Origin of the sequence: Mesorhizobium sp. CU3 (genome assembly GCF_006442965.1) — a bacterium.
Lineage (GTDB): Bacteria > Pseudomonadota > Alphaproteobacteria > Rhizobiales > Rhizobiaceae > Mesorhizobium.
Map to the genome: position 1 here is coordinate 1 of NZ_VFWX01000010.1, position 26,535 is coordinate 26,535.

Sequence of the window (26,535 nt, forward strand, 5' to 3'; positions counted from 1 at the left end):
GGGGTGTTCCAGCGGAGTGAGACGTCGGCTTTCCCTGGAGCACCCCTCATCCGGCCGCTTCGCGGCCACCTTCTCCCACAAGGGGAGAAGGGGAAGTCGGCGCCTCAGAGCGCCGCCGTCACAATGATCTCGACCAGATATTCCGGCGTGGCGAGCTTGGCCTCACCCGTGGCGCGGGCCGGTGTGTGGCCCTGCGGCACCCACTTGTCCCATTCGGCGTTCATCTCGGCGAAGGTCTTCATGTCGTCGAGCCAGATGATCGCCTGGACGATCTTGGTCTTGTCGGTGCCGGCCTTGGCCAGCAATTCGTCGATGGTCTTGAGGATGTCGCGGGTCTGCGAAGCGACATTGCCGCCGGGCTCGCCGACCTGGCCTGCCAGATAGACTGTGTTGCCGTGAATGACGATCTGGCTCATGCGCGGGCCGACATCTATGCGACGAATGCTCATTCGAGAGGTTCCTTCGTTTTTGGAGTCGCTGCTCTTTAGAGTCCGGGCCGGCTCCGGGCAAGGCCGGTGGGCGCGAAACCAATTGAGCCAATTGTATGACCGCTTCGGTATGCAACCGAGCTTTCCGCTGTGCCCGGTTGGAATTTCCGGCATGTCGGGCCTATTTGGCAGAGGATTCCTTCAATGCGGATTGCCGCCTCTCTCCCAGAGTGGCAAGACTGCCGCCAGAGAGATTGCGAGGACCACACCATGGAATACCGCCAGATCAGCGACGACTATTCGGTCTCCGGCCAGATTCAGCCGCAGGACATTGTCGCAATCAAGGATGCCGGCTTCAGAAGCGTGATCTGCAACCGGCCGGACGACGAACAGCCCGGCCAGCCTTCGGCAGACAGCGTCAAGGCGGCAGCCGAGGCTGCGGGGCTGGCATTCCGCTACATCCCGGTGATCAGCGGCCAGATCACGATGGACAATGTCGAGGACCAGGCGGCCGCGCTCCACGAGCTGGAAGGGCCGGTGTTCGCATACTGTCGGTCAGGGGCGCGGTGTACGAACCTTTATGGGCTGATCCAGCAGCAGAGAGGCTGAAGATTTGCGGCGAAAGTGTACCGAGATTCAGGTCAGGCCGACCTCACCTGAATATCGGCACACTTTAAATCGGCAGCGCGCCGGTTTCCTTCAGCGTCTCCAGCACTATAGCCGTCTTCACATGCTGCACGGATTCGTGCGGCAAAAGCACGCCGTTGACGAATTCCGACAATGATTTGAGATCGGGCGTCACCACCTTCAGGATGTAATCCATCTCGCCGGTCAGCGCATGCGCCTCCTGGACTTCGGGCAGCCGCGCTACCAGTTCGCCAAAGCGGCGGGCATTGTCGCGGTTGTGGGTGGCGAGCGTCACCGAGATGACATTGACCAGCGAAAAGCCGAGACGATCGCGGTCGAGCACGGCGCGGTAGCCCTTGATGTAGCCGTCGTCCTCCAGCCGCTGGCGGCGGCGCGAGCATTGCGAGGGCGACAGGTTCACGCGCTCCGAAAGGTCATTGTTGGTGTATCGCGCATCATCCTGCAGAAGCGCCATTATCTTGCGATCAAATTGATCAAGGCGCTCATCATTCATAAATTTTCCTCCAACCATGCACGATTTGCGCGCATGATGCGCATTTCAAGCGGTTGAATGCAAGCACCGTGCGAATGCTTCGCGCTATCTTGGTGGAAGTTGGCCAAGCACGGCCACAACCGCTTTCGGAGAACCGCAATGGGTCCCTTCCCGCACGACGCGCCGCCCGCCCGCATCAGCAAGCAAAACCCCGCCGGCACCGACGGTTTCGAATTCGTCGAATTCGCGCATGCCGAGCCTGCCAAGCTCGCCGAGCTGTTCACCCGCATGGGCTATGTCGCGGTGGCGAAGCACCGGAGCAAGGACATCACCGTTTGGCGGCAGGGCGACATCAACTACGTCGTCAATGCGGAGCCCGGGTCGCATGCGATGAAGTTCGTCGAAAAGCACGGCCCCTGCGCCGCCTCGATGGCCTGGCGCGTGGTCGACGCCAAGCACGCTTTCGAGCATGCCGTGTCGAAGGGCGCCACACCCTATGAAGGCGCCGACAAGGCGCTCGATGTGCCGGCCATCGTCGGCATCGGCGGCTCGCTGCTCTATTTCATCGACGCCTATGGCGAGAAGGGCTCGGCCTATGACGCCGAGTTCGAGTGGCTGGGCGAGCGCGACCCGAAACCCGAAGGCGTCGGCTTCTATTTCCTCGACCACCTCACCCACAATGTCTATCGCGGCAACATGGACAAGTGGTGGGATTTCTATCGCGACCTGTTCGGCTTCAAGCAGATCCACTTCTTCGACATCGACGGCAAGATCACCGGCCTGGTCAGCCGCGCCATCACCTCGCCCTGCGGCAAGATCCGCATTCCGCTGAACGAGTCCAAGGACGATACCAGCCAGATCGCCGAGTATCTGAAGAAGTACAATGGCGAGGGCATCCAGCACATCGCCGTCGGCACCGACGCGATCTACCAGGCGACCGACAAGCTTGCCGCCAACGGCCTGAAATTCATGCCTGGACCGCCGGACACCTATTACGAGATGTCGCAGACCCGTGTGAACGGCCATGACGAGCCGACCGAGCGCATGAAGAGGCACGGCATCCTGATCGACGGCGAAGGCGTGGTCGACGGCGGCATGACCAAGATCCTGCTACAGATCTTTTCCAAGACGGTGATCGGCCCGATCTTCTTCGAGTTCATCCAGAGGAAGGGCGACGAAGGTTTTGGTGAAGGCAACTTCCGTGCGCTGTTCGAATCGATCGAGCAGGACCAGATCAAGCGTGGTGTGATCAAGCTGGACGGCAAGGCGGCTTAGCCAGCGGAAAGAACAGACCGCCGGCTAGTCTAAAGGCCGGCGGCCTTCCGCAGAATATCGTTAATCCGGCTCTGCCAGCCGGGTCCGCCTTCACGGAAACGGGCGACCACATCGCCGTCGAGGCGCAGCGTCACCTGCTTCTTCGGATTATCGAGCGCCGGCCGACCGCGCGAGCGGCGAATGCTTTCTGCAAGATCCGGAAACACCTCGGCGAAGGGGCGGGCGTCTCTGAAATCCCCTTCAGTCCACTCAGGGTTGTCCGAGACGGCGTCCCAATCTTCCTTGGTGAAGCCTTTGCCTGACTGGAACCCCTTGTCAGGTTTCGCGACCTTCGGTTTTGCCATCGAACAATCTCCTTTCCGTCTGGTTGGCCGGCCGCATCGAAACAATCGAAATGCCCTCGGAGCCAAGCCGGGCAAAGACCACGGCAACGACACCGCCGACTATCCGGCCGATGGCCATGAAGCGGCCGGCCTTGGCTGGCCGGATTGTCGAACCAAGGAAGAATTCCTCGTCCAGCGCTGCGAAGTCCAGACCGTGCTTCTCAATGTTGGCCAACCGCTTTGGTTCATCCCAAACGATCTTCATCAGAATTTATGTACCTACAATAATTGAGTCAAGAATTTTCGTAGCTACAATAATTAGCCTTTACCGCTGATTGCCTGTCGCTCAACCTCCTCCTTCCTCACCTTCAAATCATAATCGAGCAAGAACTCATCCAGTTGCGGCGGCGGAACGGAAGTGCCCGACAGCATGGCGTGTACCTGGCCGCGATGGTGGATGTCGTGCAGGAAGACATGGGCGAGGATGTCGCCGATCTTTTCGGGGATCATGCCGTCCTCGCGACGGTCGGTGATGACGCGGCGGTCGAGGTCGGCTTCCGGCAGGCCGTCGCAGAAGGCGATCAGCTTGCGGTCGAAATCGGCCTGTGCCTCGGCCAAGCTTGCCGCATCGTCGAACGGTATGAAGTCGTCATGAGCCGCGGCGCCCAAACCGCCATCGGTCAGGAAATCGAGATAGAGATGGTCGACCGCGAGGATGTGGTTGAGCGTTTCCTTGATCGACGGAAAGAAGCTGACGCGCGCAGCCTCGAACTCGCCGGGCTGCAGCGCGAGCACGGCACGGTAGAGGCGGTCGTTCGACCACAGATTGTTGCGGGCCATACGGCGCAGATGTTCCAGAAGGGTCATGGCGCCATCCTGCCGGCTAGGCCGATGCCTGCCGCCGTCACAACGAAGCCGGCCACGACTATGAGCAGCAGCCGGATCATGCGCCACCGCATGACTTGCGTCTCCTCGTCAGGCGCGACGTTGATGTTGGCAATGGTGTGAAACAACATCGCCTTGCGCGGGTAGCCGCTGCGGTTGACAAGGCCGGGCGAGCGCGCCTCGATGCGATAGCTCAGCCGGACGGCCTGGACGAAGACCACCAGAATGGCGATCGCCCAGAGCCCGAACAGCATATAGACCGCTTCGCCCGGCATCGCCTCAGCCTGCGTATTTCTCGACCTTCTGCTCGATGGCGCCGAAGATCGAGTGCCCCGTCCTGTCCTTCATCTCGATGCGCACCGTGTCGCCGAAATGCAGGAAGGGCGTCTTCGGCTCGCCGCTCTCGATGGTCTCGATCATGCGCAGTTCGGCCAGGCAGGAATAGCCGGCGCCGCCGGCCGAGACCGGCTTGCCCGGCCCGCCGTCAAGCTTGTTGGAGACGGTGCCCGAGCCAATGACGGTTCCGGCGGCCAGCGGCCGGGTTTTGGCGGCATGCGCGATCAGCGCCGGAAAGTCGAAGGTCATGTCGAGGCCGGCGTTGGCGCGGCCGAACGGCTTGCCGTTGAGGTCGACCAGCAGCGCCAGGTTGACCTTGCCGCCGTCCCAGGCGTCGCCCAGTTCGTCCGGTGTCACCGCAACCGGCGAGAAGGCCGAGGACGGTTTCGATTGGAAGAATCCAAAACCTTTGGCCAATTCCGGACCGGTGATAGCGCGCAGCGTCACGTCGTTGACCAGCATGATAAGCCGGATCGCGTCCCGCGCCTCCTCCAGCGAAGCGCCCATCGGCACGTCGTCGACAATGACGGCGACTTCCGCTTCCAGGTCGATGCCAAAAGCTTCGTCGGCCATGCGGATCGGGTCGCGCGGCGGAAGGAACGAATCCGAGCCGCCCTGGTAGATCAGCGGATCGGTCCAGAAGCTCGCCGGCATCTCGGCGCCGCGCGCTTTGCGCACCAGCTCGACATGGTTCACATAGGCCGAGCCGTCCGCCCACTGATAGGCGCGCGGCAGCGGCGAATGGGCGTCATGCTCATGGAAACGCGCGGACGGCACAGCGTTGGTCTCGAGCGACTCCGCCATCGCCGCCAGGTGCGGTGCAATCCGACGCCAATCGTCGAGCGCAGCCTGCAGCGTCGGCACCAGGAAGGAAGCATCGGTGAACCGCGTCAGATCGCGCGAGACCACGACCAGTTTTCCGTCGCGCGTCCCGTTCTTCAATGTGGCAAGCTTCATACGGTTTCCTCTCCTGACGCGGCCTTCTGACCGCTTAGCCCCACAACAAGGCCGTCGCGGGCAATCGTCAAGTCGCCGGCCCAAGTTTTCCTCACCGCGGCAACCCAGTCCGCCTCGCCGATCGCCGGATCGTCGGCGGGAATGAGGTGGTTGAGCACCAGCCGCTTCACGCCGGCATCGCGGGCGATGTGGCCGGCTTCTTCAGCCAGGCTGTGACTGGCGAAGAGGTGCTCGCGCAGCCGCGCGCCATTGCCAGTCCTGGCGACCAGCCTTTCCACGCCTTCCTCCAGCATCGCTTCATGGACGAGGATGTCGGCTCCTTTGGCGAAGCCGGCCAGCGGTTGAAAGAACGCCGTGTCGGCGGAAAATACCACGCCTCTGCCGCCATGCTCGAAGCGCAGCGCAAAACAGTCGTTCACCGGTGGATGGTCGACGCGCAACGCCGTCACCGTGAGGCCGCCTTCCGCCAGGACGGTTCCCTCGCCGAACTCCTTGACGGAGACGAGGTCGCGGATATCCGGCCTGCCTTCGTCGACGATGCGGATCTCGATGTCGAACTCCATCGCCCGGCAAAAATGCAGCCAGCAATCGTTTGTGCCTGGCGGTCCATAGACCGTTACCGGCGTCGCCAGGCCCGCCGTCCAGCATGTGTGGATCAGCGGCCCGAGTTCCAGAACGTGGTCGGAATGAAGATGCGTGACGAAGATCAGGTCGAGCGCCTTGAGGCTCATGCCGGCATCGACCAGGCCGCGCGTGACGCCCAGCCCGCAATCGACGACGATTGCGCGGCCACCGAGTTCCAGCAACGACGAGCTCGGCCAAGGTCCACCCGGCCGCAACGCCGGGCCGCCCTTGGAACCCAGAAGCACCAGCCTGTCGCTCATCGGACGAGCCTCAAGACCAGTCGCCCTCGGGCGTGCCGTTGAAACGCTTCTTCAGGTCGGTCCAGCAGTCGATGTAGTTCTCCTGCAAGGTGCCGAGTTCGGCGGCGTAGCGCGTCAGCATCTGCGGGAATCGGGTCTCGAACATAAAGGCCATGGTGTTGTCGAGCTTGACCGGTTTCAAGTCCGCCCGCGTCGCCTTCTCGAAGCCGGACGCGTCCGGCCCATGCGCCAGCATCTGGTTGTGCAGGCTGATGCCGCCGGGCACGAAACCCTCTTCCTTGGCATCGTATTGGCCGTGGATCAGGCCCATGAACTCGCTCATGATGTTGCGGTGGTACCAGGGCGGTCGAAAGGTGTTTTCCGCCACCAGCCAGCGCGTCGGGAAGATGACGAAGTCGACATTGGCGGTGCCCTCCTCGCCGCTCGGCGCCGTCAGCACGGTGAAAATCGACGGATCCGGATGGTCGAACAGGATGGCGCCGACAGGCGAAAACGTCGCCAGATCATATTTGTAGGGCGCATAGTTGCCGTGCCAGGCGATGACGTCGAGCGGCGAATGGCCGAGTTCGGTGACGTGGAAGGCGCCGCACCATTTGACGATCAGCCGGCACGGCGTCTCCTTCTCCTCGAACCAGGCGCAGGGCGTTTTGAAGTCGCGCGGATTGGCCAGGCAATTGGCGCCGATCGGGCCGCGATCGGGCATGGTGAACTTGGCGCCATAGTTCTCGCAGACATAGCCGCGCGCTTCCTTGTCGGCGAGCTCGACCTTGAAGACTAGGCCACGCGGCAGCACGGCGATCTCGCCGGGCTTGAGCTCGATCACGCCCATCTCGGTGACGAAGCGCAGCGCGCCCAGTTGCGGCACGACCAGCAACTCGCCATCGGCGTTGAAGAAATGGTCGTCGACCATCGAGCGGTTGGCGACATAGACATGCGCGGCCATTCCGGACTGGCCGACCGCGTCGCCGGCCGTGGTGAAGGTGCGCATGCCGGAAATGAAGTCGGTCGGCTCGGCAGGCATCGGCGTCGGGTTCCACCGGTATTGGCCGAGCGCCAGTTCGTGGTCGCCAATATGGGGTCCGGTCTTCCACAAGGGATAGCTCGCGCCCTTGAAGCGGCCGGTGTGTTTCACGCTCGGGCGGATGCGGTAGAGCCAGGAGCGCTCGTTGGTGCCGCGCGGCGCGGTGAAGGGCGAGCCGGAAAGCTGCTCGGCATAGAGACCATAGGCCGGCCGCTGCGGGGAGTTGCGGCCCTGCGGCAGCGAGCCCGGCAGCGTCTCGGTCTCGAAATCATTGCCGAAGCCCGGCATGTAGGAAAAGCCCATCCGATCCTCCCTGATCCCGGTAAATCGGCCTCGCTAGGCGCGGCTTGCCGGTGATGTTGACCAAACTGGTTTCATTTGTAACCATCGAAAATGTAACTATCAACGGCCACGGTGTGCCCATGGAACAGGATATCCTCGTGCTGGAAAGCTTCCTGCCCTACCGGCTCTACCGGCTGGCCGACACCGTCAGTCGCGAATTCTCGCGCATCTACAAGGAGCGCCATGGGCTGACGCGGCCGGAATGGCGAACGCTGTCCGGCCTCGGCCAGCGCGGCACGATGACGGCGACGGAGCTCGGCGAGCAGTCGGCCATGCACAAGACCAAGGTTTCGCGCGCGGTGGCGGAGTTGGAGCGGCGGCGTTGGCTGGTGCGGACGGCTGACGAGAAAGACCGCCGTGTAGAGCATCTGGAACTGACCAAGGCGGGACTTGCCGCCTATCGCGAGATGGTGCCGTTCGCGAAGGCGTTTGAAAGGGAGTTGCTGGCGAGATTGAGCGCGGAGGAGCGCGCGGCTGTTGTCGGCGGGGTGGCGGCGCTGGAGGGGGCCTTGGAAGAAGAGAGCTGATAGGCTGGCGCGAGGCGCCCCTCTCTGTCCTGCCGGACATCTCCCCCACTTGGGGGGAGATCAGCCGTCGGCTTTCGCCAATCGCCAAGGTCGCAGGATTGAGCGGGGCGCCGAAGCTGCCAATCTCCCCCCTCGCGGGGGAGATGTCCGGCAGGACAAAGGGGGCGCGAAGCAACTCGACATCTCTATAGACAAAGACGCGGCTACCAATCCATCACCACCTTGCCCGAACTCCCGCTTCGCATCGCGTCGAATCCCACCTGGAAATCATCGATCCCGATCCGATGCGTGATCAGCCCCGACACATCCAGCGGGCCCTGCACCAGGGCGATCATCTTGTACCAGGTCTCGAACATCTCGCGACCGTAGATGCCCTTGAGATGCAGCATCTTGAAGATGACCTTGTTCCAGTCGATCTCGAAGCCGGTCGGGGCGATGCCCAAAATGGCGATCTTGCCGCCATTGTTCATGGTGTCGATCATGTCGCGGAAGGCGGGCGCTGCGCCCGACATTTCCAGGCCGACATCGAAACCTTCGGTCATGCCGATTGAAGGCATCACCTCGCGCAGCTTTTCCTTCGACGCATCGACGACATGCTGGACGCCGAGTTTTCGCGCCAGATCGAGACGAACCGGGTTGATATCGGTGATCACGACTTTTCGCGCACCCACGCATTGCGCCACCAGCGCACCCATGATGCCGATCGGCCCGGCCCCGGTGACCAGCACATCCTCGCCGACCAGGTCGAAGGACAAGGCGGTATGCACCGCATTGCCCAGCGGGTCGAAGATCGCGGCGATCTCGTCCGGCACATCGTCGGGGATCGGCACGACATTGTGCTGCGGGATGACCATGTATTCGCCGAAGGCGCCGGGGCGGTTGACGCCGACGCCCAGCGTGTTGCGGCAGAGATGTCCCCGCCCGGCGCGGCAGTTGCGGCAATGTCCGCAGACGATGTGGCCTTCGCCGGAGACACGCTGGCCGACCTTGTATTCGGTGACGGCAGCACCAAAATCAGCGACCGTACCGACGAATTCGTGGCCGGTGACCATCGGCACCGGCACAGTCTTCTGCGCCCACTGGTCCCAATTGTAGATATGAACATCGGTGCCGCAGATCGCCGTCTTCTTGACCTTGATCAGCACGTCGTTCGGGCCGATCTCCGGCACCGGCACCTCTTCCATCCAGATGCCCGGCTCGGCCTTGGCCTTCACCAGCGCCTTCATCATGTTCGACATTCTGTTGTTCCTTGAATCTCTTGATCCGGAATCGCTTTTCGCTGTCGGTCGTTCAGGAAATCACGCCCAGTTCCTTGCCGATCGCGCCGAACGCCTCGACCGCGCGGTCGATATCTTGTGTCGAATGGGCGGCCGACATCTGCGTGCGGATGCGCGCCTGGCCTTTCGGCACCACCGGGAAGGAAAAGCCGATGACATAGATGCCGCGCTTCAGCATGCGCGCGGCCATCTCCTGCGCGAGCGCCGCATCGCCCAGCATCACCGGGATGATCGGATGGTCGGCTCCGGCCAGCGTGAACCCGAGCTTGCCCATCTCAGACCGGAACCGCTCCGCATTGGCATATAGGCGCTGGCGCAACGCGTCGCCATGCCGGATCAGGTCGAAGACCTTGATCGAGGCGCCGGCGATGGCCGGCATCAGCGTGTTGGAGAACAGATAGGGCCGTGAACGCTGGCGCAGCCAGTCGACCACCTCTCTCTTACCCGAGGTATAGCCGCCGGAGGCGCCGCCCAGCGCCTTGCCCAGCGTGCCGGTGATGATGTCCACCCTGCCCTCGACGCCGCAATGCTCGGCCGAGCCACGGCCGTTTTTGCCAACGAAGCCGACCGCGTGGCTGTCGTCGACCATGACCATCGCATCGTATTTCTCGGCGAGGTCGCAGACGCCCTGCAGATTGGCGATGATGCCGTCCATCGAGAAGACGCCGTCGGTGGCGATCAGCCGGAAGCGGCAGTCCTTGGCTTCCTTCAGCCGGGCTTCGAGGTCGGCCATGTCGTTGTTGGCATAGCGGAAGCGCTTGGCCTTGGAGAGCCTGACACCATCGATGATCGAGGCGTGGTTCAACGCATCGGAGATGATGGCGTCCTCTTCGCTAAGCAGCGTCTCGAACAGGCCGCCATTGGCATCGAAGCAGGAGCCGTAGAGGATGGTGTCGTCCATGCCGAGGAAGGACGAGATCGTCGCCTCCAACTGCTTGTGCTCTTCCTGCGTGCCGCAGATGAAGCGCACCGAGGCCATGCCGTAGCCGTAGCGGTCGAGCGCCTGCTTCGCCGCCTCGCGCAGATCCTCATTGTCGGCAAGGCCGAGATAATTGTTGGCGCAGAAGTTCAGCACCTTTTGCCCGCCGACCTCAATCTGCGCCGACTGCATCGAGGAGATGACCCGCTCGGACTTATAGAGCCCGGCCGATTTCAGGCCCTGGAGCTCGCTGTCGATATGGGAGAGGAATGCTGCGCTCATGGTCCGGTCCTGTTCGGTTCGAGACCGGACTGTCGCGCCGCGCCTGAGAAAAATCCATCGCAAAAACGACCGCTTCGGTGGCGTCGCGAAAGCTTGCGCAATCCATCACGGCGGCGATGCGCGCAAAAATCCGCGCTGGGGAAAGGACATGATAACCATCTTGCCAGCTTTGTCGCGCCGGCGCAGTCGCCGCCTTGCCTGCTTGCCGACCTGTTAACCCTTTCAAGGCAAGCGTTTTCCCACAAAGAAACTCAGCAGGAATCCGTCTCCCGGAGGGGTCGCCCAGTTATGTCGCAGCAGCCAGTGCATAGCGTTTCGCGCAAGCTGATCCTGCTGATCAAGAGCGGCTACTGGCTGGCTCTGACGATCGTCGCCGCCATGGTGATGGCCTCCTTCCTGCTGCTGCAGCAATTGATGGCGCAGCAGCAGCATAACGACGCGCTGCTCGACATCGTCTCGACGCAAAAGGCGCTGTCGCAGCGTATCGTCTTCCTGGCCAGCGCCACGGGGGCCGCCTCGCGCGACAAACAGCTGGCGCTGGTCACCGCGCTAAAGCAGGCGACGCAGGAGTTCGAGACCAATTACGACCGGCTGCTCGACGAGACCGGCGCCGACCCGCTGTCGCCGGCGCGCAACGATCCCAAGTCGATCGAATATGTGCTGTTCAGCAAGCCGTTCCATCTCGACTATTTCTCCGTCGGCCTCGTCGCCAACGGCCAAAGGCTGATCTCGTCCTTCGAGTCGCAGCTCGGTATGCCGGGCGAAGGCTACAAGGGCGGCGGCGAGCGCGTCGGCCTCGACGCCTCCGTCGCCAATGCAACGATGTCCGGCTATGCCGCGCTTGGCCAGCGCATCAGCGCCTTCGCCGACGAGAAGTCGAACAATATGCTCGACCTGCACCGGACGCTGTTCTTCGCTACTATCGGCGTCATCGTACTGGTGGCGCTGTTCATCTTCCGGCCGATGTCCAACGCCATCCTGCGCAAGACGCGCGAACTCGTCGACGCGCGCAATTCGATGGCCTTCATCGCCGTGCATGACGGCTTGACCGGCCTGCACAACCGCACCTTCCTCACCGACCATTTCGACACGCTGATCAAGGGCGCGCACCGCCGCCGCGAGCGGCTGGCGGTGATCCAGTTCGACCTCGACCGCTTCAAGCAGATCAACGACACGCTCGGCCACGCCGCCGGCGACTATGTGCTGGTGGTGACGGCGCAGCGCATGCGCGATTCCTGCCGCGCGTCCGATCTTTGCGTGCGGCTCGGCGGCGATGAGTTCGTCATGATCCTCAACGGCGCCGGCACGACCGAGGACATCCATGCGTTGGCCAAGCGCATCATGGGCGAAATCAACGAGCCGATCATCTTCCAGGGCACGACCATCATGCCTGGCGCCAGCGCCGGCATAGCGGTCTACCCGGTCGACGCCGAGAACGCACAGGATCTGCTCGTCCATGCCGATCTCGCACTTTATTCGGCCAAGAAGCTCGGCGGCGGCACCTTCTCCTTCTTCTCCGAAGAGTTGAGGCGCGAGCTCGACTATCGCAAGCAGCTCGAACACGACATCCGCGCCGCGATCGCCGACAAGAGTTTCGACGTCTACTTCCAGCCGCAGGTGTCACTGGCCAGCGGCAAGATCAGCGGCATCGAGGCGCTGGTGCGCTGGAAGCACGCGACACGCGGCATGATCTCGCCCGGCGAGTTCATTCCCGTCGCCGAGAAATGCGGCTTCATGCCGGAGATCGGCCGCATCGTCATCGCCAAGGCGATCGAGGAGGCCGCCGAATGGGACCGCGCCGGCATCGATTTCGGGCGGCTGGCGGTCAATGTCTCGGGCACCGAGCTGCGCGAGCCGGATTTCGACAGCTTCCTGTTCGGCACGCTGGAGCGCGCCGGGCTGGCGCCGCAGAAGCTGTCGCTGGAAATCGTGGAATCCGTCATCCTCGACGACGAGAAGACCGGCATTGCCGCCAAGCTCAGGCACATCCGCGCCGCCGGCGTGCATCTCGAGCTCGACGATTTCGGCACAGGCTATGCTTCGCTCAGCCACGTCAATCCGAACGAAATCGACCGACTGAAGATCGACCGCCGCTTCGTGCAGAACATCAACGAGAACGGCGACAACACCAAGATCGTGCGGGCCATCACCGAGCTTGCCCGGGGCTTGGGCATCTCGATCGTGGCCGAAGGCGCCGAAACCGAGGCCGAGCTCGATTCGCTTATGGCGATCGGCTGCGACCAGGTGCAGGGCTATTCCATCGCCTTCCCGATGCCGCAGGAAAAGGCGCGCGAGTGGCTGATGGCGCGCAGCCCCAAGAAGGCGAAGCTGAAGGTGCTGCAGGGCAGCTTGGCTTAAGATGCGTCGCCACTACGCCGTCGGCGCCATCGGGCCAAAGCGGTAGGTGGCTCTCCATTCGAAGGCCCGTTGCGCGTCATCCGTCAGGCGAACATCAAATCCTGATGCCGAACCTTATGCCGTCGTAGATGGCGGCGTGGATGTTGCGTGACGCCACCGCATCGCCGATGCGTAGCAGCGCGAAGCCGCCTTCGGGATTGCGTGCCGGAAAAATGTCGCCGCCATTCACCAGCCGCTCGTAGTCGACCGCGCCGCCATTCTTGGAGATCGGCTTGAGCGCGATATAGAGATCGTCGAGCGGCGCCGTGCCGTGCTCGACCACCACCTGGTCGACGCGCCGCTCGCCGCGCCAGCCGTCGGCGAAATCGGACGCCAGTTCGGCGATCAGCTGGTTGCCCTCGCGCCGCACCGAGCGCAGCCTTGTGTTGATGGTGACGGTGACGCCCTTCTCATGGAAAGCGCGCATATAGGGCACATGGTTCATGCCGCCCATTTCGGGCGCGAAGAAACGCTCCGGCGAGACAAGCTCGAGCTTCGAGCCCGCATTGGCGATCAATTCCGCCGCGCCCATGCCCTGATGGCCGCCATTGTCGTCGTATAGCAGCACATTCTCGGCCGGCTTGACGCTTCCCGCCATGATGTCCCAGCTCGAGGTGACGAGATTGTCGCCGGCGGTCAGCGGCGGATTTTGCGGCACGCCGCCGGTGGCGACGATCACCACATCCGGCGACAGGGCCAGCACGTCGTCCTTCTCCGCCCAGGTGTCGTAGCGCAGCTCGACGCCCAACCGGTCGAGCTCGGCCAGGCGCCAGTCGATGATGCCGATCAATTCCTTGCGGCGCGGATTCTGGGTCGCCAGCCGAATTTGGCCACCCGCCTGGCTCGAGGCTTCGAGCACCGTGACATGATGGCCGCGCTCGGCCGCGACACGCGCGGCTTCGAGACCGCCGGCGCCAGCGCCGACCACCACCACGCGCTTGCCCGGTTCGTGAGCCCTGGCGATGATGTGCGGTATCGTCGCCTCGCGGCCGGTCGCGGCGTTGTGGACGCAGAGCGCCTCGCCGCCCTCATAGATGCGGTCGAGGCAATAGGTGGCGCCGACGCAAGGCCGGATTTCGTGCTCGCGGCCCTCCATCACCTTTTTCACGATATGCGGATCGGCGATATGGGCGCGAGTCATACCGACCATATCGAGCTTGCCCGTCGCGATGGCGTGGCGGGCGGTGGCGACGTCGGAAATGCGCGCCGCATGGAAGGTCGGAAACTTGGTTGCCGCCCTCACCTCGCCGGCGAAATCGAGATGCGGCGAGGACCGCATGCCGGTCACCGGGATGACCTTGGTCAACGATGCATCGGTCTCGATCGTGCCACGGATGATGTTGAGGAAATCGACCTTGCCGGAATTGGCCAACCGCCTGGCGATCTCGATGCCCTCTTCCTTCGAGATGCCCTTGTCGAAATCCTCATCCGCGACCATGCGGATGCCGACGACGAATTTTTCGCCGACCGCGGCGCGCACCGCATCCAGCACCATGTCGGTGAAGCGCAGCCTGTTGTCGAGCGAGCCGCCGAAATCGTCGTCCCGATGGTTGGTCAAGGGCGACCAGAAGCCGTCCATCAGGTGTCCGTAGGATTCGAACTCGATGCCGTCGAGGCCGGCGGCCTGGCAACGTTGCGCGGCGGCGGCATAGTCGGCAACGATGCGCTCGATGTCCCATTCCTCGATGGTCTTCGGGAAAGCGCGGTGCGCCGGCTCGCGCACCGGCGAGGCCGACAGCACCGGCAGCCAGTCGGCCTTGTTCCAGCCGGTGCGGCGGCCGAGATGGGTGATCTGGATCATCACCTTGCAGTCATGCTCGTGACAGGCATCCGCCAGTTCGGCCAGCCACGGCACGATGCGATCGTCATAGACATGCAGATTGCCGAAGGCGGCCGGGCTGTCGCGCGAGACGATGGCCGAGCCCGCCGTCATGGTCAGCGCCATGCCACCCCGGGCCTTTTCGGCGTGATAGAGCCGGTAGCGCTCTTTCGGCATCCCGTCCTCGGAATAGGCCGGCTCGTGGCTGGTCGACATCACCCGGTTCTTCAGCGTCAGGTGCTTGAGCTGGTAAGGTTGGAGAAGGGGGTCGTTGCTGGTCATCTTCTTCCTGCCGTTTCAAATTGCGCGAGAGCGCCCTGCCGCCACCGCTTCGATTTCACGCATCGGATTGATCCGAAAACCGCTGCGCAGTTTGCGGTCCGGTGCTAATGAGCGCGGCAAATCCAAGGAATCCGCGATGATCGACACCAAAACTCTCACCCAACTCGGCAAGCACGTCGAGGCGCCACGGAGCCCCGAAGAGGCGGTCCTGGAGACCGTTCCGTACCAGCGCGGCGACGGGCCGCCGGCGATCGTGCGCTTCACCTGCCCGGAGTTCACCTCGCTCTGCCCGGTCACCGGCCAGCCGGATTTCGCCCACATCGTCATCGACTACGCACCCGACAAGACGCTGGTGGAATCGAAATCGCTGAAGCTGTTCATGACCTCTTTCCGCAACCACGGCGCCTTCCACGAAGACTGCACGGTGATGATTGGACGGCGCATTGTGGCGGCGACCAAGCCGCTGTGGTTGCGCATAGGCGGCTATTGGTATCCGCGCGGCGGCATTCCGATCGACGTTTTCTGGCAGACCGGCGCGCCGCCCGAAGGCGCCTGGCTGCCCGACACCGGCGTCGCGCCCTATCGCGGCAGGGGCTGAGCGGGCCATTCTCATTCGCACTGGTATTGGCTGAGCGCCCATTCGCCGGTCACCGACAGAAGATCGGAGATCTTCCAGTTGCCGCCAACTTTTTTCAGCTTCCATTCGAGACGATGCTTGTTGCCCTCGACGACGAAGGCGACGACCACCTTGGCCTCGTCGCCATTGACCGCCTCGATGGTCCTGAGGCTCCTGTCGATGGCGAGCTTGTCGTAATCGGCATTGTCGAGCGCCATGTTGGGATCGAGGCATTCTCCCTCGCCCGAAGCGCGCAAAGCGTCGCTCTTGTCGAGGACCGTCTTGGCCGGATCGACGAAATTCTTGCGCTGGGCAGGATCGAGTTCCAGCCCGACATGGTCGTAGAAGGGCTTCACCACCGCCGTCGGCGATCCTGGCAGGACCGGCGCCGGCGGCGGCACTTCGGCCGGCGCGTCCTGCGGTGCAGGCGTCGCTGCCGGCGGGCTCGTGTCGTTGCCGCCGGGCGGCTGACTGTCGCTTGACGACGTATTCGGCGGCGGCGCGCCGAACAGGCCTTGCGCCAGCGCGCTGCCGTTCAGCCCCGCGACCAGCATCGACAAACTCGACAGCGCGAGGACGAGACGGCGAAGCACGGCGTCACTCCGTCGAGGAGCCGCATTCCAGCGCGCTGAGCTTCCAGTCGCTGGTCTTGGAGGTGATGTCGGCGATCTTCCACTTACCGTCCACTTTCTTCAGCGACCACACCATTTCGCGTTTGGAGTCATCGCCTTCCGGGAAAAGATTGAAGTTTGCCGTCACCTCGGCGGTGTCGCCATTGACGGCCTCGGTGAGTTTCAGCGTCTTGGACAAGGTCTTCTGATCGAAATCCTGCGCGTCGAGGCCAGGATCGAAATCCAGGCAGGACACCTCGTCGGGCTTCTCTTTCTGCGCCTTGTCGTTGGCTTCGAACAGCTTGACAACCGGGTCGGTGAAGCGGTCGCGGTACTTTGCGTCCCCTTCGAACTTTACTTCAGGTACGTAGAAGAATTTCACGGCATTGGACGCCGGGCCCGCAAGCGCGGCAGCGGGCAAGGCAATCGACAGGACAGCGGCAAGCACCATCAGTTTCATGCGAGGATCTCCGGATGTTCGGCGGCGTGGCGGCACGATCACCGCCACGCATCCTTGATACCGGCTTTTTCGCCGCGCATGAAGTCCCGCCGCGCTCAGGCATCCAGCCAGACGGTCTGGAAGTCCATCTCGTAGGTCTGGTGCATCGCGTAGTTCTTCACCTTCTTGTTCATGTGGCAGTAGAGCTTCTGCCAGAAGGGCTGGATGATGACGCCGGAGTCCTGCAGGATCGTCTCGACGTCCTTCATCACCTCCTTACGCTTGGCGACGTCGATCTGCGACAGCGCCTCCTTGAGCTTGGCGTCGAAATCCGGATTGGAAAAGGCCGTCTCGTTCCAGGCCTCGCCGCTGCGGTAGCCCAGCGCCAGCACCTGGACGCCGAGCGGGCGCATGTACCAGATGGTCATCGAATAGGGATACTTCGTCCAGTCGTTCCAGAAGGTCGAGCCGGGCAGCACGGTGCGCTTGACCTTGATGCCGGCATCGCGCAACTGGCCGGCGATGGCATCGCCGGTGTTCTTCTGCCATTCGTCCTCGACGGTGATCAGCTCGTGCTCGAAATCGGCCTGGCCGGCTTCCGCCATCAGCTTCTTGGCGCCGGCGGCGTCGCGCTCCTTCTTGGGCAGCGGATAATATTCCGGATGGATCGGGGCGACATGGTGGTTCTCGCCGACGGTGCCCAGACCGTTGTAGCCAAGCTGCATCACCTGGTTGTTGTCGACGGCCATCTGCAGCGCGTTGCGCACCCTTTTGTCGTCATAGGGCTTGTGGGTGATGTTGGTGCGGGCAACGAGCGTGGTCGCCGTCGCGACTTCGGATTTCACCAGGCCCATCTTATCCAGAGGATCGATGTAGTCGGCCGGCGTCTCGAAATCGAGGTCGATCTCGCCGGAATCGAAAGCGTTCAGCGTGGCGTTGAAATCGGTGCCGTAGTCGATGAATTCGATGCTGTCGAGCGGCGCTTCGCCACCCCACCACTTGCCGTTCTCGCGGCGCTTGACGACCGCCTTCGACCCGACCGCATAGGAAACCAGCTCAAAAGCGCCGGTGCCGATCGGCTTCTTGATCGGGTCTGCGCCGTCCTTGTCGAAGTCGCGGTGCACGACCAGCGCCGGATAGTCGGTGAGGCCCGGGATGATGGCGATATCGGCTTCGTTGAGCTTCAGCTTGACGGTGTGGTCGTCGACCTTGGTGATGGCGCCGTCCTTGGCCTTGCCGGTCTTGGCGTCGACCAGCGCGCCGACGCGGGCCGCCATCGAATTGCCGGAGGCGCCCTTCTCGCACCAGCGGTTCAGATTGGCGATCACGTCATCGGCGTTGAAGGCATCACCATTGTTCCACGTGATGCCCTTGCGCACATGCAGTGTATATTCGGTGGCGTCATCGTTGACGTCCCAGCTTTCGAGCAGCACCGGCTCGAAGGTGAACTGGTGGGTGTAGCGCACCAGCGGCTCCAGCCAGCAGCGGGTGACGTTCGCCATCTCCGTCCAGTCATAGGTGCGCGGATCCTTCTGCGCCTTGACCGACATCGCGACATGCAGCGTGCCGCCCTTCTTCGGCTCGTCGGCGAGCGCCTTGGTCGGCGCGGCAAGGCCGATCATGCCATAGGCGAAGGCCGTCGATGCGCCGAAGGCGCTGGCGAGAGCCAGGAATTCGCGCCGGTCGACGCGGCCGGCGCGCGCTTCCTCGGCCATCGCCTCGATCGCGGCCGGGACCCGGTCACCATTGCTTCTGAAAATCGTCATTGTCGTTCTCCCATTGTCTGGATCGGGTCTTCGCCCGTTGTTTCAACTCACGCTGTGGCATGTTTATCAACTAACACTGTCGGGCAGCTTTTCCTCACGCCGCGCGATCAAATCCTTGAGACCTTCGGCAACGCCCTCGTCGAGCTTCGGCTCCTGGTAATCGGCGAGCATGTTGCGCGCCTTTTCCTGGCCGCGCGTGTCGTGGTCCTTCGCCCCTTCGGCGCTCCACTGCTCGAAGGAATTGAAGTCCATGATGTTCGGCATGAAGAAGGCGCTCTCGAAATGCTCGAGCGTGTGCTGGGTGCCGAGGAAATGGCCTTGCGGGCCGACCTCGCGGATCGCGGCAAGCGCTTCCTTGAAATCGTCGAAGGGCACGCCGCCGGCATATTTGTACCAGCCGACCAGTTGCTCGCAGTCGGTGGCAAATTTCGAATAGCCGCAGGTCAGCCCCGCTTCCAGCCAGCCGGCGGAATGCCAGATGTAGTTGGCGCCGGAGAGGATCGCGGCATGCATCAGCATGTTCGCCTCGTAGCCGGCCTGGGCGTCGTTGAGCTTGGAGCCGACATGGAAGCCGGAGGTGCGCCAGGGCAATTTGTATTTCCTCGCCAGCGCGCCCATCAGATACATCATCTGGGCTGCTTCCGGCGTGCCGCCCATCGGCGCGCCGGTCTTCATGTCGACGGTGACCATGAACTGGCCGTAGAGCTGCGGCGAGCCCGGACGGATGAGCTGGGTCAGCGCCACCCCTGCCAACGCCTCGGCATTGACCTGCGCCACCGCGCCGACCGCCGAGGCGGAGGTCGAGGCGCCGCACAGCGCGAAGGGCGCCAGGATCAGCGGCTGGTTGTGGCTGGCATAGACCCGCATGGCATCGATCATGGTGGCGTCCCAGACCAGCGGCGAATTGCAATTGGTGATCGCCACCAGCACCGGGTTGTTGCGCACGAAGTCCTCGCCGAAGACGATGCCAGCCATCGCCATCGTGTCCTCGGCCCGCTCCTTGGAGGTGACGATGCCCATGAACGGCTTGTCGGAATGCTTCAGCGCGGAGTGGATGATGTGCAGATGCCGCTTCGGCACCGCGATCTCCATCGGCTCGCAGATGACCGAGCTCGAGGAATGCAGCGCCGGCGCCATATAGGCGAGCTTGTGGAAATTGTTGAGGTCGGCGAGCGTGCCGTAGCGGCGCTTGTTTTCGAGGTCGCGGATATAGGGCGCGCCATACATCGGCACGAAGATCGAATTCTTGCCGCCCACGCGCACCGTGCGCTCTGGATTGCGAGCGTTCAGCGTGAACTCCGGCGGAACCTTCGAGACCAGCTCCATCAAAAGCGCGCGGTCGATGCGGACGCGCGTGCCCCTGACATCGGCGCCGGCCGCCTTCCAGAGCTCGATCGCCCCGTCATCGCGGAATTCGCAGCCCACCTCCTCAAGGATCTTGAGCGATTCCTCATGGATCAGCTCCACTGCCTCGTCCGGCACGATCTCATAGGCGGGGATCTTGCGCACCAGTGTCGGGAAGGAGGCGATCGGCGCGCTTCTCAGCGCCTTGCGCCCGAGACGGCCGCCGCCGCGGCGGTGGGTCTGTTCGGTCAATTCAGCGGCTGGTGCGTTCATAAATCCTCCTTCGTCCCGCCAGCCAAATTAGCGAGGCGAAATATCACTGTGACGCTGGAAAATCCTGATCGCTTGTATAAGTTTCACTTATGCGAAGCCTGCGCCACCTCCTCCCCTCCGCCGGCAGCCTGATCGTCTTCGAGGCGGCGGGCCGGCTTTCGAGCTTCACCGCGGCGGGCCGCGAGCTCGGCATGACGCAGGCCGCCGTCTCCTATGCGGTGCGCGGGCTGGAGGAACAGCTCGGCGCACAGCTCTTCCAGCGCCGGCACCGGCAGGTGCTGTTGACGGAGGCAGGCGAGCGCTTCCATGCCGATGTCTCGCTCGGCCTGTCGCATATCCGCAAGTCGGCCGAGGATCTGCGGCTGCAGGCGAGCGGCGGCCATGTGACCTTGGCCGCCTCGACCGCCTTCGGCTCGTTCTGGATGATGCCGCGCCTGCAGCAGTTCCGCGACCAGTTGCCGGGCGTCGACCTGCGCATCCAGACCGCCGACCGCGACCTCGACATCATCGCCGAGGGCATTCCGCTCGGCGTTCGCGGCGGCATGCCGCGCGACTGGCCGGACTATCACTCGCTGTCGCTGTCCGAAGAAGAGATCTTCCCGGTTGCGGGACCGAGCTACCTCGCCAAATTCGGCATGCCGAAGACCGTCGCGGAACTGGCCACGCACCGGCTGATCCATCTGGAAGAGCCCTATCGCGAGGCGCCGAACTGGGACGAGTGGTTCGCATCCGCCGGAACCAGCCTGCGCAACGCCGAGCGCGGCCTGCGCATCAACGACTATGCGCTGGTGATCCAGGCGGTGATGGAGGGCCAAGGCATCTCGCTCGGATGGCGGCACCTGGTCGAGCGCCTGGTGGCGTCAGGCCTTCTTGTGCCGGTGACCGATCACGTGATGCGGACGGGCATCGGCTTCCACGTCATCTGGCCTAAAAACCGCGAGCTGCGCGACAATGCGAGAAGGGTCCGGGACTGGCTGGTGGCGCAGGCGTGAAGTTGCCCCTCCCCCACGCCATTCGAATCCGCCTATAATCGTCGGATGCCCATTCGCCAGCTTTCCGAAACGATGATCAACCAGATCGCCGCCGGCGAGGTCATCGAGCGTCCGGCTAGCGTGGTGAAGGAACTGGTCGAGAACGCGCTCGACGCCGGCGCCTCGCGTATCGAGGTGGTCACGGCGGGCGGCGGGTTGAGCCTCATCCGCGTCACCGATGACGGCTCAGGCATCGCCGAGCCGGAGCTTGCGCTGGCGGTGGCCCGCCATTGCACCTCCAAGCTCTCCGACGACATCCACGACATCCGTTCGCTCGGCTTCCGCGGCGAGGCGCTGCCTTCGATCGGATCGGTGGCGCGGCTGTCGATCCGCTCGCGCACCGCCGGCGGCGACGCTGCTGCCGAGATCGGCATCGAAGGCGGGCGCGTCTCGGCGGTCAAGCCGGCGGCAGCCAATCGCGGCACTACGGTCGAGGTGCGCGACCTGTTCTTCGCCACGCCGGCCAGGCTCAAATTCATGAAGGGCGAGCGCGCCGAAAGCTCGGCGACCAGCGACGTGGTGAAGCGCATTGCGATTGCCTTCCCCGGGGTGCGCTTCACGCTTGCTGGCGCCGACCGCTCGACGCTGGAACTGCCGGCGACGGCCGACACGCCGGAAGGCCGGCTGGCGCGCGTCGCACAGGTGATGGGCAAGGATTTCCCGGACAACGCGATTGCGATCGATGCCATGCGCGATGGCGTTCACCTCGCCGGCCATGTCTCGATCCCGTCCTACACGCGCGCCAACGCGCTGCAGCAATATGCCTATGTCAACGGGCGGCCGGTGCGCGACAAGCTGATCGCTGGCGCAATCCGGGGCGCTTTTGCAGACGTCTTGCCGCGCGACCGGCATGCGGTGACGGTGCTGTTCCTGTCGCTCGATCCGGCCATCGTCGACGTCAACGTGCATCCGGCCAAAGCCGATGTGCGCTTCCGCGATCCCGGCTTGGTGCGCGGGCTGATCGTCGGCGCCATCCGCGAGGCGCTGGCCGGCGCCGGCATCCGCGCCGCGACCTCAGGCGCTGCCGGCATGATGGCGGCGTTCCGGCCGGGTGCGCCCTCCTATTCGCATCCTGGCCCGGCCAATGGCCATCGCAGCTACGAGGCGACCTATCGCGCCTCCGGCCCCGGCGGCTTCGATCCGATGCGTTCGCCGCAGCGGCCGCTCGACATGAGCTATGGGGAGGCAAGGCCGCGATCCGGTGGTTTTGCCGAGAACCACCAGGCCGCCTTCGACACCGGGCCGCTGGCCAGCGCCGATGTGCGCGCAGGCATGGCCGAACCGGCCGAGGCGCTGCTCGGCATGGCGTTGGGCGCGGCCCGCGCGCAAGTGCATGAGAACTATATCGTCGCGCAGACCAGGGATTCGCTTGTGATCGTCGACCAGCATGCCGCGCATGAGCGGCTGGTCTATGAGGCACTGAAGAATGCGCTCAATGCCCGCGCGGTGCCCTCGCAGATGCTGCTCCTGCCCGAGATCGTCGACCTGCCGGAAGACGATGCCGAGCGGCTGGCCATGCACTCCGAGACGCTGGCCAGATTCGGCCTCGGGCTGGAGCGCTTCGGCCCGGGCGCGGTGGCGGTGCGCGAAACGCCGTCGATGCTCGGCGAAACCAATGTGCAGCAGCTGATCCGCGACCTTGCCGACGAGATCGCCGACAACGACACGGTCGAGACGCTAAAGGAGCGCCTGGACAAGATTGCCGCCACCATGGCCTGCCACGGCTCGGTGCGCTCGGGCCGTCTGCTCAAGGCCGAGGAGATGAACGCGCTGCTGCGCCAGATGGAGGCGACGCCGGGATCCGGCACCTGCAACCATGGCCGTCCGACCTATATCGAGCTCAAGCTCGCCGATATCGAGCGGCTGTTCGGCCGGCGGTGAGCGCTTTCCACAAAGCACAGGATCAGAGCGATCAAAGCAGCCCGCTCAGTTCACCAAGCGGTGATACGTTCCTGTTTTGGGAGAGAAGCCGTACTCGGTCGTGTAGCCGCCGTTTCCACCGCGAAAATTCACGGAGATAATCTCTTCGCCCTGCTTTTGAACATTCAAATAAATGGGCGTCATCAACATGCCCGCGTTGCAGTCCTCGTCGTCGAACCGGATGCTCTGAACGGCTTTCCTCGTCTTCTTGCTGATGACCTGCAGCTTGGTCATGCAGATGCCGGCGTCGGTTTTGGTGTAAACACCGGCCAATCGATGAGTGGCCGTCTGCACCCAAAACGGGATCTCGACGATCCCGTTGATCTTGGCCTCGGCCGTATCGTCAAGGGCGGCAACTTGCTTGAGCACGACCGGGACCTTCTCCGAACCCTTGACCCAGATTCCTGTTGCGCCGCTTTCGTGGAGGTCGAGCGAAAGCGGGCATCCCGTTGCGTCGATGGGCGTCTTTGACCCCATCACCAACACACGATCCAATTCCTTATCGTCCGCGATCTCGCAAAGCGTGAGTTTGGTTCCCTCTGATTTGCCGTAGAGCGCGATGGGGCTCTGCTTGGCATCGTAGAAGTAGCTTCCCTCGACCGTAATGCCGCTGCCGAAGCTGTCATAGCGCTGCAGCGACAGGTGAACCGGACTCGGTCCGACGGAGCCTTCGAAATTCTTTACCTGGTACCAGCCCGCAGCAGCTTGCCCGGTCAGCGCCAGCATGCAGAAAGCCAGCGCTACAAAAGATCTTCCCATTCCGTCCCCCAGCAAAGGCAGCTCACCATAGCTGCGCTTCTGCAGGGTGTCCTCATGCTGGTGGAAGGTTCGTAGTTAGAGTCCGGAGATGTCTCCAACCTTTTGTTTTACCGCTTCAAATTCACCACGATCACACCGCCCAGAGCGAGCGCGCCGCCGACGACACCGAGCAGCGAAGGCACTTCGCCGAGCCAGAAGAAGCCGATCAGCGCGGAGGTTGGCGAGACCAGGTAGAGGAAGTTCGAGGCGCGGGCGGCCGGCAGGCGCGAGAGCGCGGTCGCCCAGGCGGCGTAGGCGATCAGGCTGGGCACGATGCCGAGATAGATGACGGCGCCAAGGCCGGCGGTGTTGGCGACGGCGGCCTGCGAAAAGGCTTCCGGCAGGAAGGGCGACAGGCAGAGCGCGCCGAGCACCATGTTGGAGGCGGCGATGGTCAGCGGATGATGGCGGGCAAAGAGCGGCTTCTGGACGATGGTGTTGACAGCCGAGCAAAGGGCCGAACCCAGCACCAGCAGCGCGCCGGCGTTGAAGTGCAGGCCGTTGCCGTCGGCCACCGCGATGATGCCGATACCGGCGAAGGAGATCACGGTGCCGAGCCAGGCCAGTCGCGAAAAGCGCTCGCCGAGCAGCGCCATCGCCATGATCGCGGTGAAGATCGGGCTGACATTGATGATGAAGCCGGCAGCACCCGCCGAGACGGTCAATTCGCCGAAATTGAGCATGGCGGTGTAGAGCGCGACGAAGATCGCGCCGCCGAAGCCGAAGCGCCACAATTCGTCGATCCTGGGCAACGCTGGGCGCTTGACCGCAAGGAAGATCGCCGCCGGCACGGCCGCGATGGCGAAGCGCAGCGCGCCAAGCTCCAGCGGCTGGAAGGCGGCAAGGCCGGCGCGGATCGCCGGGAAGGCCGACGCCCAGCCGATCACCGTCAGCGCCACGGCGACCGCTGCCGTGGTGTCGATGCGCTGTGTCTCATTCAACGTGCCGGTGTAAGCGCTCATGGCCGTGTCCTCGTTTTTCTCCGTCATAAACACAGGAAACGCCATTGCCGGGTGATTGACAAACGACCAATTCAAGGGTCAGCTGTGAGCATGGATCACAGCTCGGACCAGATACTGCCGCTCGAGACCTTGCGCGCGTTCGACGCGGCGGCGCGCACCGGCAGTTTCTCGGCGGCGGCCGAAAGGCTCAACCTCACCCATGGCGCGGTCAGCCGCCAGATCGCCAAGCTGGAGGATTGGCTGGGCCTGAAAGTGTTCGAGCGCAATGCGCGCGGCGTGACGCTGACCAATGAGGGCAACCGGCTGCATCTGCGCACCACGGAAGCCTTCGCGCTGATCTCGGTCAATTCCGACCGCTGGATCGAGCCGCGCGGCACCGCCGTGGTGCGGCTGGCCTCCATCCCCTCGGTCAGCGGGCTGTGGCTGATGCCGCGCATGGCGGCGTTGGAGAACCATCCGACCAGGCTGCGCATCGTGCTCGACGTCGATAACCGTCAGGCCGACCTTGCCGACGAAGGCATCGACCTGTCCGTGCGCTGCGGGCGCGGCCGCATCCCGGGCCGTGTCTCGGTGCAGCTTTTCGAGGAGCATATTTTTCCGATCGCATCGCCGGACCTCGCCAAGGAGATCGGCCAAGGCGATCCGACGCGCCTGCTCAAATTCGCGCTGATCAACGATTCCGACGCATCCGGCTGGCGCGCCTGGTTCGCGGCGCAGGACATCGACTATCGCCCGCGTCCGCAGGACCGGCGCTTCGAGGATTACAATCTGGTGCTCGATGCGGCGGCGCATGGCCTCGGCATCGCGCTGGCGCGGCCGCCGCTGACCAAGGATCAGCTCGGATCCGGGCGGATCGTCCCGGTCGATGACCGCACGGCGCTCAATCCGGTGTCCTACTGGCTGGATCGTCCGGTGGGCCGGCCTCGCGCCGCAGCCGCCGACCTCGCCAGGCGCATCGCGGAGCAAGCGAAGCTTGCGCCGGAGAAGCTTGAAGCTTTTCTGCGGGAAGACGATTGAAATCCGCCTGAAGCCTGCCTCAACAAGTCAGCGAAGCAGCAGCACCATGATCGTGGCGGTCACCGCCGAAACGACGCCCGTGACCACCGAAATCGTCCACAGCGATATCGGGGCCGGCTCGGATCGCGGCGCATGGCCGGCTGGCCGGGCGGCTGCGCCTCTCGGCAGCGGCGCGTTGGCGTTGGCTGCGACCAGCGCCGGTGAAGACAGCGCGGCGGCAGCGACCGACTGCGGCTGCGGCGCCACGGCAGCGGCCCTGGCGGTGTTGTCGGCGGCGGACGGCTGGGCTGGCCCGGCAGCGCGCGGAGCCTGGTCGGCTTCGGCCGCTTGCCGGCCCGGCGTCCTGGCCGGCCTGTCTTCCGCCTCGTCGTCGGGTTCCATCATCGCTCTGTAAGCGTCTTCGACCGCATTGGAGGACAGATGCTGCGCCGACCGGGCCGGCGGCGCCTGCAAGGAGCCGCTCAGCGCCTGCGCCGCGAATTGCGCGGCTTGCGCGCCGGCCGGCGCCGGCGGCTGGACCAGCGCCTTGATCAGCGCGGTCGTCGCCGGATCGGCCTTCGCCGAAGGCACCGGCTGCGGGGTCAGCGCATCGGTGATCATCGCGTTCAAACGGGTCGATGTGACGTCCATGCCGGGCTTCCGGAAACCATTGTGCCAATCAAGCCATAGTGCACGAACATTGCG

Annotated in this window: 28 protein-coding genes; 8 read left to right on the forward strand and 20 right to left on the reverse strand. The window is 63.8% G+C overall.

Annotated elements, in window-relative coordinates; all coding sequences use genetic code 11:
- Positions 1-104: 104 nt before the first annotated feature.
- The gene (locus tag FJ988_RS16405) at positions 105-449 is read right to left on the reverse strand and encodes a RidA family protein (RefSeq protein ID WP_112098006.1); all 345 of its coding nucleotides are present in this window, start codon (positions 447-449) and stop codon (positions 105-107) included.
- A gap of 249 nt (positions 450-698) precedes the next feature.
- Here FJ988_RS16405 and FJ988_RS16410 point away from each other — a divergent pair, with 249 nt between their 5' ends.
- Positions 699-1,037 (forward strand): TIGR01244 family sulfur transferase, encoded by a 339-nt coding sequence (locus FJ988_RS16410; protein ID WP_140819392.1) that lies wholly within the window; start codon positions 699-701, stop codon positions 1,035-1,037.
- 64 nt (positions 1,038-1,101) lie between these two features.
- Here the strand turns inward: FJ988_RS16410 and FJ988_RS16415 are convergent, their stop codons facing one another.
- Positions 1,102-1,569, reverse strand: coding sequence for an Lrp/AsnC family transcriptional regulator (locus FJ988_RS16415; RefSeq protein WP_140819393.1), 468 nt, complete (start codon positions 1,567-1,569; stop codon positions 1,102-1,104).
- 138 nt (positions 1,570-1,707) lie between these two features.
- Between FJ988_RS16415 and hppD the strand changes: the two genes are divergently transcribed.
- Positions 1,708-2,823, forward strand: coding sequence for a 4-hydroxyphenylpyruvate dioxygenase (gene hppD, locus FJ988_RS16420; RefSeq protein ID WP_140819394.1), 1,116 nt, complete (start codon positions 1,708-1,710; stop codon positions 2,821-2,823).
- Positions 2,824-2,852: 29 nt separating this feature from the next.
- On the opposite strand, the gene FJ988_RS16425 is transcribed toward hppD, so the two are convergent.
- The 7 genes from FJ988_RS16425 to hmgA are packed head-to-tail and all read right to left on the reverse strand — an operon-like array spanning position 2,853 to position 7,532.
- Positions 2,853-3,167, reverse strand: coding sequence for a BrnA antitoxin family protein (locus FJ988_RS16425; RefSeq protein ID WP_140819395.1), 315 nt, complete (start codon positions 3,165-3,167; stop codon positions 2,853-2,855).
- Complete coding sequence (locus FJ988_RS16430) at positions 3,139-3,411, reverse strand: BrnT family toxin (protein WP_140819396.1); 273 nt, start codon at positions 3,409-3,411, stop codon at positions 3,139-3,141. Before FJ988_RS16430 ends, FJ988_RS16425 begins: the two co-directional genes overlap by 29 nt.
- A 53-nt stretch (positions 3,412-3,464) precedes the next feature.
- Positions 3,465-4,013: a DinB family protein gene (locus FJ988_RS16435; protein ID WP_140819397.1), complete on the reverse strand. Its 549-nt coding sequence runs from the start codon at positions 4,011-4,013 to the stop codon at positions 3,465-3,467.
- The gene (locus FJ988_RS16440; protein ID WP_140819398.1) at positions 4,010-4,306 is read right to left on the reverse strand and encodes a hypothetical protein; all 297 of its coding nucleotides are present in this window, start codon (positions 4,304-4,306) and stop codon (positions 4,010-4,012) included. The genes FJ988_RS16435 and FJ988_RS16440 overlap by 4 nt, the downstream gene beginning before the upstream one ends.
- Positions 4,307-4,310: 4 nt before the next feature.
- On the reverse strand, positions 4,311-5,324 hold the full coding sequence (locus FJ988_RS16445; RefSeq protein WP_140819399.1) for a fumarylacetoacetate hydrolase family protein: 1,014 nt from the start codon (positions 5,322-5,324) through the stop codon (positions 4,311-4,313).
- A complete protein-coding gene (locus FJ988_RS16450; protein WP_140819400.1) occupies positions 5,321-6,208 on the reverse strand; it encodes an MBL fold metallo-hydrolase in 888 nt (295 codons plus the stop codon). The genes FJ988_RS16445 and FJ988_RS16450 overlap by 4 nt, the downstream gene beginning before the upstream one ends.
- 10 nt (positions 6,209-6,218) lie before the next feature.
- Positions 6,219-7,532: a homogentisate 1,2-dioxygenase gene (hmgA, locus tag FJ988_RS16455; RefSeq protein WP_140819401.1), complete on the reverse strand. Its 1,314-nt coding sequence runs from the start codon at positions 7,530-7,532 to the stop codon at positions 6,219-6,221.
- 119 nt (positions 7,533-7,651) lie between these two features.
- On the opposite strand from hmgA, the gene FJ988_RS16460 reads away from it, so the two are divergent.
- Positions 7,652-8,098, forward strand: coding sequence for a MarR family winged helix-turn-helix transcriptional regulator (locus FJ988_RS16460; protein ID WP_140819402.1), 447 nt, complete (start codon positions 7,652-7,654; stop codon positions 8,096-8,098).
- Positions 8,099-8,301: 203 nt separating this feature from the next.
- On the opposite strand, the gene tdh is transcribed toward FJ988_RS16460, so the two are convergent.
- On the reverse strand, positions 8,302-9,336 hold the full coding sequence (gene tdh, locus FJ988_RS16470) for an L-threonine 3-dehydrogenase (protein ID WP_140819403.1): 1,035 nt from the start codon (positions 9,334-9,336) through the stop codon (positions 8,302-8,304).
- Positions 9,337-9,388: 52 nt separating this feature from the next.
- Positions 9,389-10,576: a glycine C-acetyltransferase gene (locus tag FJ988_RS16475; protein WP_140819404.1), complete on the reverse strand. Its 1,188-nt coding sequence runs from the start codon at positions 10,574-10,576 to the stop codon at positions 9,389-9,391.
- Positions 10,577-10,864: 288 nt separating this feature from the next.
- On the opposite strand from FJ988_RS16475, the gene FJ988_RS16480 reads away from it, so the two are divergent.
- On the forward strand, positions 10,865-12,934 hold the full coding sequence (locus FJ988_RS16480; RefSeq protein ID WP_140819405.1) for a bifunctional diguanylate cyclase/phosphodiesterase: 2,070 nt from the start codon (positions 10,865-10,867) through the stop codon (positions 12,932-12,934).
- Positions 12,935-13,028: 94 nt separating this feature from the next.
- On the opposite strand, the gene FJ988_RS16485 is transcribed toward FJ988_RS16480, so the two are convergent.
- On the reverse strand, positions 13,029-15,074 hold the full coding sequence (locus FJ988_RS16485) for an FAD-dependent oxidoreductase (protein WP_140819406.1): 2,046 nt from the start codon (positions 15,072-15,074) through the stop codon (positions 13,029-13,031).
- A gap of 15 nt (positions 15,075-15,089) precedes the next feature.
- Positions 15,090-15,221 carry a hypothetical protein gene (locus FJ988_RS31385; RefSeq protein WP_281407748.1) on the reverse strand — a complete coding sequence of 44 codons (132 nt, stop codon included), beginning with the start codon at positions 15,219-15,221 and terminating at the stop codon, positions 15,090-15,092.
- Here FJ988_RS31385 and queF point away from each other — a divergent pair.
- The gene (gene queF / locus FJ988_RS16490) at positions 15,211-15,672 is read left to right on the forward strand and encodes a preQ(1) synthase (RefSeq protein WP_140819407.1); all 462 of its coding nucleotides are present in this window, start codon (positions 15,211-15,213) and stop codon (positions 15,670-15,672) included. The genes FJ988_RS31385 and queF overlap by 11 nt on opposite strands.
- A gap of 11 nt (positions 15,673-15,683) precedes the next feature.
- Here the strand turns inward: queF and FJ988_RS16495 are convergent, their stop codons facing one another.
- The 4 genes from FJ988_RS16495 to FJ988_RS16510 form a co-directional block, all read right to left on the reverse strand.
- Positions 15,684-16,283 (reverse strand): hypothetical protein, encoded by a 600-nt coding sequence (locus FJ988_RS16495; protein WP_140819408.1) that lies wholly within the window; start codon positions 16,281-16,283, stop codon positions 15,684-15,686.
- A 4-nt stretch (positions 16,284-16,287) separates the two neighbouring features.
- A complete protein-coding gene (locus FJ988_RS16500; RefSeq protein WP_140819638.1) occupies positions 16,288-16,761 on the reverse strand; it encodes a DUF3828 domain-containing protein in 474 nt (157 codons plus the stop codon).
- A gap of 95 nt (positions 16,762-16,856) precedes the next feature.
- On the reverse strand, positions 16,857-18,506 hold the full coding sequence (locus FJ988_RS16505; protein ID WP_140819409.1) for an ABC transporter substrate-binding protein: 1,650 nt from the start codon (positions 18,504-18,506) through the stop codon (positions 16,857-16,859).
- Positions 18,507-18,572: 66 nt separating this feature from the next.
- Positions 18,573-20,123 (reverse strand): trimethylamine methyltransferase family protein, encoded by a 1,551-nt coding sequence (locus FJ988_RS16510; RefSeq protein ID WP_140819410.1) that lies wholly within the window; start codon positions 20,121-20,123, stop codon positions 18,573-18,575.
- An 89-nt stretch (positions 20,124-20,212) separates the two neighbouring features.
- Here FJ988_RS16510 and FJ988_RS16515 point away from each other — a divergent pair, with 89 nt between their 5' ends.
- Both FJ988_RS16515 and mutL read left to right on the forward strand, forming a co-directional pair.
- Positions 20,213-21,115 (forward strand): LysR substrate-binding domain-containing protein, encoded by a 903-nt coding sequence (locus tag FJ988_RS16515; protein ID WP_140819411.1) that lies wholly within the window; start codon positions 20,213-20,215, stop codon positions 21,113-21,115.
- A 45-nt stretch (positions 21,116-21,160) separates the two neighbouring features.
- Positions 21,161-23,035, forward strand: coding sequence for a DNA mismatch repair endonuclease MutL (gene mutL, locus FJ988_RS16520; RefSeq protein WP_140819412.1), 1,875 nt, complete (start codon positions 21,161-21,163; stop codon positions 23,033-23,035).
- A gap of 45 nt (positions 23,036-23,080) precedes the next feature.
- Here mutL and FJ988_RS16525 read toward each other — a convergent pair whose 3' ends face one another.
- Both FJ988_RS16525 and FJ988_RS16530 read right to left on the reverse strand, forming a co-directional pair.
- Positions 23,081-23,800 carry a hypothetical protein gene (locus FJ988_RS16525; RefSeq protein WP_140819413.1) on the reverse strand — a complete coding sequence of 240 codons (720 nt, stop codon included), beginning with the start codon at positions 23,798-23,800 and terminating at the stop codon, positions 23,081-23,083.
- 140 nt (positions 23,801-23,940) lie between these two features.
- Positions 23,941-24,834, reverse strand: a complete 894-nt coding sequence (locus FJ988_RS16530) for a DMT family transporter (RefSeq protein ID WP_140819414.1) — start codon at positions 24,832-24,834, stop codon at positions 23,941-23,943.
- Between the two features lie 90 nt (positions 24,835-24,924).
- Between FJ988_RS16530 and FJ988_RS16535 the strand changes: the two genes are divergently transcribed.
- On the forward strand, positions 24,925-25,851 hold the full coding sequence (locus tag FJ988_RS16535; protein ID WP_140819415.1) for a LysR family transcriptional regulator: 927 nt from the start codon (positions 24,925-24,927) through the stop codon (positions 25,849-25,851).
- Between the two features lie 27 nt (positions 25,852-25,878).
- Here FJ988_RS16535 and FJ988_RS16540 read toward each other — a convergent pair whose 3' ends face one another.
- Positions 25,879-26,481, reverse strand: coding sequence for a hypothetical protein (locus tag FJ988_RS16540; RefSeq protein ID WP_140819416.1), 603 nt, complete (start codon positions 26,479-26,481; stop codon positions 25,879-25,881).
- Positions 26,482-26,535: the final 54 nt, after the last annotated feature.